Below are 7,587 nucleotides of genomic sequence, written 5' to 3' on the forward strand. Positions count from 1 at the left end.
AGCCCTTCGCTTGACGCTCGGGCTGGCATCGCAAAGTCGAAATTACTTCAGCTCGACTTTAGCGCCTGCTTCTTCCAGCTTCTTCTTAGCGTCTTCAGCGGCTTCTTTCGAAACGCCTTCAGCTACAACCTGAGGAGCGCCATCGACTTTCTCTTTGGCTTCTTTCAGGCCCAGACCAGTCAGCTCGCGAACGGCCTTGATCACGTTTACTTTCTTGTCGCCGGCTTCAACCAGAACAACGTTGAACTCGGTTTGCTCTTCAACAACGGCAGCGGCAGCAGCTGGGCCGGCAGCGGCAACAGCAGCGGTAACGCCGAAGGTTTCTTCCATTGCTTTGATCAGCTCAACAACTTCCAGAACGGTTTTCTGGCCGATTGCTTCGATGATTTGCTCGTTAGTCAGAGACATGACTTAAATCCTGTATTGGGGTGACAGCCTACGCAGCTATCAAATTAAACGTATGATTTGAAAGAGTTTCCGGTGCCTTAGGCAGCGGTGGCTTCTTTCTGGTCGCGAATGGCTGCCAGGGTACGGGCCAGCTTGCTGGTAGCGCCTTGGATCACGCTCATCAGCTTCGCGATGGCTTCGTCGCGGGTCGGCAGGGTAGCCAACACGTCGATCTGGTTCGCTGCAATGAACTTGCCGTCAAACGCAGCTGCCTTGATCTCGAACTTGTCCTGACCCTTGGCGAACTCTTTGAACAGACGAGCAGCTGCGCCCGGGTGTTCGTTGGAGAAAGCGATCAGGGTCGGGCCAGTGAAGGCGTCGTTGAGGACACTGAATTCAGTGTCGGCAACAGCGCGCTTGAGCAGGGTGTTACGTACGACACGTACGTATACGCCAGCTTCACGAGCCTCTTTACGGAGTCCGGTCATTGCGCCTACAGTCACACCACGGGCATCAGCCACGACAGCGGACAGAGCGACTTTGGCAGCCTCGTTGACTTCAGCGACGATGGCCTTCTTGTCTTCGAGTTTAATTGCCACGGGTAAAACTCCTGCTTGTTACCGTTTCATCTGGCCGAAGCCGGATGTCGTTTTGGTGTCTGATTCGGTAAGGAACCGGGAGCACCATCTGCGTAGGCTGGTTGTTTAAGGCTTGCGCCGCCTACGGTCTTGGATAGCCCCCGCCAGGCAGGGACCCCAATTTTTGCTGCCGGCGAGCTTACACCCGCCGGCATGGTCTTACACGTCCAGCGAGCTCTGATCGATGATCAGACCTGGGCCCATGGTAGTGCTCAGGGTAACGCGCTTGACGTAGATACCTTTCGAGGAAGCCGGCTTGATACGCTTCAGATCAGCGATCAGGGCTTCAACGTTTTCCTTCAGCTTGCCAGCTTCAAAGCCGATCTTGCCAACGGAGGTGTGGATGATACCGTTCTTGTCGGTACGGTAGCGAACCTGACCAGCCTTGGCGTTTTTCACGGCAGTGGCTACGTCTGGGGTAACGGTACCGACTTTCGGGTTAGGCATCAGGCCGCGAGGACCCAGAACCTGACCCAGCTGACCTACAACACGCATGGCATCAGGCGATGCGATGACGACGTCATAGTTCAGGTCGCCGCCTTTCATTTCGGCAGCCAGATCGTCCATACCTACGCGGTCAGCGCCGGCAGCCAGAGCGGCTTCAGCAGCCGGGCCCTGGGTGAAGACAGCAACACGTACGGTCTTGCCAGTGCCGTGCGGCAGCACGGTAGCGCTACGTACGACCTGGTCGGATTTACGCGGGTCAACACCGAGGTTGACGGCGATGTCGTAGGACTCGACGAACTTGGCAGCAGGCAGCGAGGCCAGCAGAGTTGCCGCTTCTTCGAAGTTATAGGCCTTGCCTGCTTCGATTTTTTCGGCGATTGCCTTTTGGCGCTTGGTCAGCTTAGCCATTACACACCCTCCACGTTCAGGCCCATGCTGCGGGCAGAGCCAGCGATGGTGCGTACAGCAGCGTCCAGGTCAGCGGCAGTCAGGTCAGCCTGTTTGGCTTTCGCGATGTCTTCCAGCTGAGCGCGGGTAACGGTACCGACTTTAACGGTGTTCGGACGAGCCGAACCACTGGTCAGGCCAGCAGCTTTCTTCAGCAGAACCGAGGCAGGGGTGCTCTTGGTTTCGAAGGTGAAGCTACGGTCGCTGTAGACAGTGATGATCACTGGAGTCGGCAGACCTGGCTCTTGACCCTGAGTACGGGCGTTGAAGGCCTTGCAGAATTCCATGATGTTAACACCGTGTTGACCCAGTGCTGGACCAACGGGTGGGCTTGGGTTGGCCTGGCCGGCCTTTACTTGCAGCTTGATGTAAGCCTGAATCTTCTTAGCCATGAGCTACTCCAAAATCGGGTACAAACGCCAGATGGCTCCCCGGATGACTTGCGTTTTATCCCAGTGACGACAAAACCCCGCAGCACATAGGGCTGCGGGGTATGGGATGCTTCGTCCTGCTAGACCTTCTCGACCTGGCCGAACTCGAGCTCCACCGGAGTAGAGCGACCGAAAATGAGCACTGCAACCTGCAGGCGGCTCTTTTCGTAGTTAACCTCTTCGACGGTGCCATTGAAGTCAGCAAACGGACCATCAACGACTCGAACCACTTCACCCGGCTCGAACAACGTCTTCGGCTTCGGCTTGTCACTACCATCGGCAACGCGACGGAGGATGGCCTCGGCCTCTTTATCAGTGATCGGCGCAGGCTTGTCTGCGGTACCACCAATGAAACCCATGACCCGAGGGGTGTCCTTGACAAGGTGCCAAGTCCCTTCGTTCATTTCCATCTGGACCAATACATAGCCAGGGAAGAATTTGCGCTCGCTCTTGCGCTTCTGGCCGTTACGCATTTCAACGACTTCTTCGGTCGGGACCAGGATCTCGCCGAATTCGTCTTCCATGCCAGCCAGCTTGACGCGCTCGATCAGGGAGCGCATCACATGCTTCTCGTAACCCGAGTAAGCATGCACTACGTACCAACGCTTAGCCACGGGACACCCTTAGCCAACAATCAAGGAGACCGCCCAACCGAGCAGGGAGTCGAGACCCCACAGCAGCAGTGCCATAACCAGAACAACAGCCACGACAATCAGCGTGGTCTGAGTGGTTTCTTGGCGGGTCGGCCACACGACTTTACGGATCTCGGTCCGCGCTTCCTTCGCCAGCGTGAAGAACGACTTACCCTTCGCAGTCTGCAAGGCAACGAAGCCTGCAACCGCAGCCAGGGCGAGAAGTGCAAGAACGCGGTACAGGATCGGCGAGGCGGAGTAATACTGATTACCCACAACGGCGACAACCACCAAAGCCACTACAGCCAGCCACTTGAACAAGTCGAAACGCGATTCTTGGGCTTCAGTTTTGGGAGTCATCGGGGAGGATCCTGTAAGAAGAAAGCCAATCACACCGAGGTGAATGGCAGGTCAGGAGGGAATCGAACCCCCAACCTACGGTTTTGGAGACCGTCGCTCTGCCAATTGAGCTACTGACCTGTAACGCTGTATCAGGCCGGCCATTATACCGGCCTGATCAAGTAAATCAACTACTTATTCGATAATTTTTGCTACGACGCCGGCGCCGACGGTACGACCGCCTTCACGGATGGCGAAACGCAGACCGTCTTCCATTGCAATGGTCTTGATCAGGGTGACAGTCATCTGGATGTTGTCACCTGGCATTACCATTTCAACGCCTTCCGGCAGTTCGCAGTTACCGGTCACGTCAGTGGTACGGAAGTAGAACTGAGGACGGTAGCCTTTGAAGAACGGAGTGTGACGGCCGCCTTCTTCCTTCGACAGGACGTAGACTTCTGCGGTGAACTTGGTGTGCGGCTTGACCGAACCTGGCTTGACCAGAACCTGGCCACGCTCAACGTCGTCACGCTTGGTACCACGCAGCAGAACGCCGCAGTTCTCGCCAGCACGACCTTCGTCCAGCAGCTTGCGGAACATCTCAACACCGGTGCAGGTGGTGGTGGTGGTGTCACGCAGACCAACGATTTCCAGGGCGTCCTGAACGCGGACGATACCACGCTCGATACGACCGGTAACAACGGTACCACGACCCGAGATCGAGAATACGTCTTCGATTGGCATCAGGAACGGCTGGTCGATGGCACGAACTGGCTCAGGGATGTAGGCATCCAGAGTTTCTACCAGCTTCTTGACAGCGGTAGTGCCCATTTCGTTGTCGTCTTTGCCTTCCAGCGCCATACGAGCCGAACCAATGATGATCGGGGTGTCGTCGCCTGGGAAGTCGTAGGTGGACAGCAGGTCGCGAACTTCCATCTCGACCAGTTCCAGCAGCTCAGCGTCGTCTACCAGGTCAGCCTTGTTCAGGAAGACCACGATGTACGGAACGCCAACCTGACGGGACAGCAGGATGTGCTCACGGGTTTGTGGCATCGGACCATCGGCGGCCGAGCAAACCAGGATCGCGCCGTCCATCTGGGCAGCACCGGTGATCATGTTCTTCACGTAGTCAGCGTGACCTGGGCAGTCAACGTGAGCGTAGTGACGAATGTTCGAGTTGTACTCGACGTGCGCGGTGTTGATGGTGATACCGCGAGCTTTTTCTTCCGGAGCCGAGTCGATCTTGTCGAACTCAACGACGGCCGAACCGAAAACTTCGGAGCAGACGCGGGTCAGCGCTGCAGTCAGAGTGGTCTTACCGTGGTCAACGTGGCCGATAGTGCCGACGTTAACGTGAGGTAGCGAACGATCAAACTTTTCCTTAGCCATCGATACAGTCCTCCGCAGAAGAAATAGTCATACCGCTGATAAAACAAAGGCAGATATTTTCATATCTGCCTTGTTTATATGGAGCTCTTGAGCGGACTTGAACCGCTGACCTCACCCTTACCAAGGGTGTGCTCTACCAACTGAGCTACAAGAGCGAAACACTTTGCGCAACAACAGCAAACTTGGAGCGGGTAGCGGGAATCGAACCCGCATCATCAGCTTGGAAGGCTGAGGTTCTACCACTAAACTATACCCGCGGAGCTTGCAGCTCTCGCTAAAACTGGTGGAGGGAGAAGGATTCGAACCTTCGAAGCTCTCGCAACGGATTTACAGTCCGTCCCCTTTGGCCGCTCGGGAATCCCTCCAGATGTGGCCGGCATTCTATTCGGCTGCCGCCCCAGTGTCAAGCGTTTTTTCAAATTTTTTCAATCAAATCTGAAACTTAGCTGCTTTGACACTGCCTCCAGATCTACCACCTAAGTGATGTTCCCTGTGAAGCGGGCGCCATTCTATCAAGCTATTCAGCAGTTGCAATACCCTCGCACAAAATAATTTTGTGTTTTAAGTCTTTGAAATCCTTGGAAAGAGTCGAGAGCACAGCTGGGTCCAGCAAACGCTCGCTTTCCGGGGCAACCTTGAGCCATAGCCCCTCGGCACCCGGTAGCTGACCAACCACTGGCAGGGCAGCGATATCCAGACTGACCAGCCGCTGACGCAAGGCCTCGAGTTGCTCGGGCGCAGTCATCCCCCCAACAACCAGACATTCGTCACGGCGTCGGGCGGGCGCCGCAACTCCGGTTTCACGCAACAGGCGGATTTCCTGCTGGGAACCTTTGTACAAAGCCAACGGGGCGACTTCCTTGACCCTCAGGGGAGCTTCCTGCTGATGCCACACGTAATAAAAGACGTTGAGCACAACCAACAGCAGAAACAACCAGCGCATAGTCAGTCACCTCAGTTCAATGGACAGGCCATGGCCAAACCGACGAATACCAGGTCCGGCACGATCCGAGCCTTCGGCGCCGCCTCCTGCACCAAGGGCGCATCACCACCGGTCAGAAAGACAGTGAAGTCCTCACCCCAGATCGCCCTGGCCTGCTCGATCTGGGTACGGGCGAAGCCCTGGAGCATCAGCACACAACCACGCTCGACCGCCTCGACGGTCGAGCGCCCCGGCGCCAGGCTGTTCAGGGCGCGCTCGGCCGACGCATCGTCATAGCGAATACGCCGGGTATGGGTACGCAACTGGCTACGCATCAGCGGCATGCCCGGGCAGATGTAGCCACCAAGGTGCTCACCATTGGCCGCGACGAAATCGGCCTTGGCCGCAGTGCCGAAATCGATGACCAGGCAAGCACGCTTGGCCAGGTGATAGGCGCCCAGCGCCCCCAGCCAGCGGTCCATGCCCAGGCGCTGATAATCGTCATAGCCATTGCGCACGCCAGCCATTTCCCTCACAGGCTGGGCCACGTTTGCCTCGACACCGAACGAGGCCTGGATCAGCGCACACAGCGATGAAGTTTCCTCTTCACTGCGTACACTGACCATGCGGCAAGCAGTCAGACGCAGGCTCGAGAGCCCCGCGACAGCTGCGACCAATGCCTGGTCGGAGTCCACGATGCCACCACCGTTGATGGTGGCGTCGGCTGAATGGATGACGCGCCACTTGATAAAGCTGTTTCCACAATCGAGCTCAAGAATCATCACGCAACCTCAGGCTCAGCTCGCCGCCGCTGAAGCTCTTCTCCACACCATCGACCTCCAGACGCAAGCCGCCCTGGCCATCCACCCCCAGCGCGACGCCTTCGATACGCGAGGTGCCCGCGACAAGTGAAACTTTACGCCCCTGCCAAAGATGCGCCTGTTCCCATTCTTCCTGGAACGCAGCGAAACCATAGCGGCGATGGCGACCAAGCTCGTGTTGCAACTGCTGGCTGAGCACCGCCACCAGGTGGTTGCGATCCACCAATTGCCCAGCTTCGCCGCGCATAGAGGCCCATTGCTGATCGATCTGTTCGTTGCCCTGCATGTTTACATTGATACCAATACCCAGCACTACATGGCAGACGTCCGCAGGATCCCCGACCAGCTCCAGGAGGATCCCGGTGATCTTGCGCCCGCCGGCAAGGACATCGTTGGGCCACTTGAGCCCCACATCCTTTAGCCCGAACGCCTGCAGTGTACGCATTACCGCCAGGCCGACCACCAGGCTCAAACCCTCGAGCTGACGCATGCCACCATCGATGCGCAAGACCAGGCTGTAATAGAGGTTTTCGGCAAAAGGACTGACCCACGGGCGCCCGCGCCGACCGCGACCTGCACTCTGGCGCTCAGCCAGCACCAGAAACGGCGCAGCCTGCCCTTGCGCGACCAGCCTCAGCCCTTCGGCATTGGTGGAGTCGATGGTTTCGTGAATGAACACCGGCCATGGCTCGCCCTGGGAGAACTTGGCGATCGCCTGCGCTTCGAGCAGGTTCAACGGCGCCGCCAGCTGATAGCCGCGGCCACGGACCTTGTGAATGGTCAGGTTCAGTTCGCTCTCCAGGTGCTGCAGCTGCTTCCAAACGGCGCTGCGACTCACCCCAAGGGCGGCCCCCAGGGCTTCTCCGGAATGGAACCGGCCATCCTTGAGGAGGTTCAACAACTTCAGCATGCCAATCTCGACTCGAAATAAGGCTGGCATGATAGCCACGCCCCGAGGGCTTGCATAGGAAAAGGGCTACCGTTGGCATTGCAGGCGACGCGCTCCTACAAGGGAGCGCATCGACTTGCCAAAAGCACAAAAGACAAAACCCCTACCTGCTCGCGCAGATAGGGGTTTTGCGAAATGAATCTTGACGATGACCTACTCTCACATGGGGAAACCCCACACTACCA

The 7,587-nt window shown here is 57.3% G+C and carries 10 protein-coding genes and 4 tRNA genes; all 14 read right to left on the bottom strand.

What is annotated here, in order from left to right:
- Positions 1-42 precede the first annotated feature (42 nt).
- The 14 genes from rplL to birA all read right to left on the bottom strand — a co-directional run bounded on the left by rplL (position 43) and on the right by birA (position 7,363).
- Positions 43-408: a 50S ribosomal protein L7/L12 gene (gene rplL, locus DFS21_RS24305; RefSeq protein WP_003255496.1), complete on the bottom strand. Its 366-nt coding sequence runs from the start codon at positions 406-408 to the stop codon at positions 43-45.
- Between the two features lie 77 nt (positions 409-485).
- Complete coding sequence (rplJ, locus tag DFS21_RS24310) at positions 486-986, bottom strand: 50S ribosomal protein L10 (protein ID WP_023628748.1); 501 nt, start codon at positions 984-986, stop codon at positions 486-488.
- Positions 987-1,184: 198 nt separating this feature from the next.
- Entirely contained in the window at positions 1,185-1,880 is a 696-nt protein-coding gene (rplA, locus tag DFS21_RS24315) for a 50S ribosomal protein L1 (protein WP_023628747.1), read from the bottom strand.
- Positions 1,880-2,311: a 50S ribosomal protein L11 gene (gene rplK, locus DFS21_RS24320; RefSeq protein ID WP_011531881.1), complete on the bottom strand. Its 432-nt coding sequence runs from the start codon at positions 2,309-2,311 to the stop codon at positions 1,880-1,882. Before rplK ends, rplA begins: the two co-directional genes overlap by 1 nt.
- 119 nt (positions 2,312-2,430) lie before the next feature.
- The gene (gene nusG, locus DFS21_RS24325; protein WP_023628746.1) at positions 2,431-2,964 is read right to left on the bottom strand and encodes a transcription termination/antitermination protein NusG; all 534 of its coding nucleotides are present in this window, start codon (positions 2,962-2,964) and stop codon (positions 2,431-2,433) included.
- Between the two features lie 9 nt (positions 2,965-2,973).
- The gene (gene secE / locus DFS21_RS24330) at positions 2,974-3,342 is read right to left on the bottom strand and encodes a preprotein translocase subunit SecE (RefSeq protein ID WP_023628745.1); all 369 of its coding nucleotides are present in this window, start codon (positions 3,340-3,342) and stop codon (positions 2,974-2,976) included.
- A gap of 44 nt (positions 3,343-3,386) precedes the next feature.
- Positions 3,387-3,462: transfer RNA gene (locus DFS21_RS24335), tRNA-Trp, on the bottom strand.
- 54 nt (positions 3,463-3,516) lie between these two features.
- Positions 3,517-4,710 (bottom strand): elongation factor Tu, encoded by a 1,194-nt coding sequence (gene tuf, locus DFS21_RS24340; RefSeq protein ID WP_038707241.1) that lies wholly within the window; start codon positions 4,708-4,710, stop codon positions 3,517-3,519.
- 79 nt (positions 4,711-4,789) lie between these two features.
- A tRNA-Thr gene (locus DFS21_RS24345) sits at positions 4,790-4,865 on the bottom strand.
- 28 nt (positions 4,866-4,893) lie between these two features.
- Positions 4,894-4,967: transfer RNA gene (locus DFS21_RS24350), tRNA-Gly, on the bottom strand.
- A 24-nt stretch (positions 4,968-4,991) separates the two neighbouring features.
- Positions 4,992-5,075 (bottom strand) — tRNA-Tyr (locus DFS21_RS24355).
- A 152-nt stretch (positions 5,076-5,227) separates the two neighbouring features.
- Entirely contained in the window at positions 5,228-5,653 is a 426-nt protein-coding gene (locus DFS21_RS24360; protein WP_110703880.1) for a hypothetical protein, read from the bottom strand.
- A gap of 11 nt (positions 5,654-5,664) precedes the next feature.
- A complete protein-coding gene (locus DFS21_RS24365) occupies positions 5,665-6,414 on the bottom strand; it encodes a pantothenate kinase (protein ID WP_102684362.1) in 750 nt (249 codons plus the stop codon).
- Complete coding sequence (birA, locus tag DFS21_RS24370; protein ID WP_102684361.1) at positions 6,404-7,363, bottom strand: bifunctional biotin--[acetyl-CoA-carboxylase] ligase/biotin operon repressor BirA; 960 nt, start codon at positions 7,361-7,363, stop codon at positions 6,404-6,406. Before birA ends, DFS21_RS24365 begins: the two co-directional genes overlap by 11 nt.
- Positions 7,364-7,587: the final 224 nt, after the last annotated feature.

The organism is Pseudomonas sp. 2848, from assembly GCF_003253945.1.
Lineage (GTDB): Bacteria > Pseudomonadota > Gammaproteobacteria > Pseudomonadales > Pseudomonadaceae > Aquipseudomonas.

What these genes read in the sequence shown, in the direction of transcription:
- rplL (WP_003255496.1), bottom strand. Translation starts at nt 408, where the DNA reads ATGTCTCTGACTAACGAGCAAATCATCGAAGCAATCGGCCAGAAAACC.
- rplA (WP_023628747.1), bottom strand. Translation starts at nt 1,880, where the DNA reads ATGGCTAAGCTGACCAAGCGCCAAAAGGCAATCGCCGAAAAAATCGAA.
- rplK (WP_011531881.1), bottom strand. Translation starts at nt 2,311, where the DNA reads ATGGCTAAGAAGATTCAGGCTTACATCAAGCTGCAAGTAAAGGCCGGC.
- secE (WP_023628745.1), bottom strand. Translation starts at nt 3,342, where the DNA reads ATGACTCCCAAAACTGAAGCCCAAGAATCGCGTTTCGACTTGTTCAAG.
- tuf (WP_038707241.1), bottom strand. Translation starts at nt 4,710, where the DNA reads ATGGCTAAGGAAAAGTTTGATCGTTCGCTACCTCACGTTAACGTCGGC.
- DFS21_RS24360 (WP_110703880.1), bottom strand. Translation starts at nt 5,653, where the DNA reads ATGCGCTGGTTGTTTCTGCTGTTGGTTGTGCTCAACGTCTTTTATTAC.
- DFS21_RS24365 (WP_102684362.1), bottom strand. Translation starts at nt 6,414, where the DNA reads ATGATTCTTGAGCTCGATTGTGGAAACAGCTTTATCAAGTGGCGCGTC.
- birA (WP_102684361.1), bottom strand. Translation starts at nt 7,363, where the DNA reads ATGCTGAAGTTGTTGAACCTCCTCAAGGATGGCCGGTTCCATTCCGGA.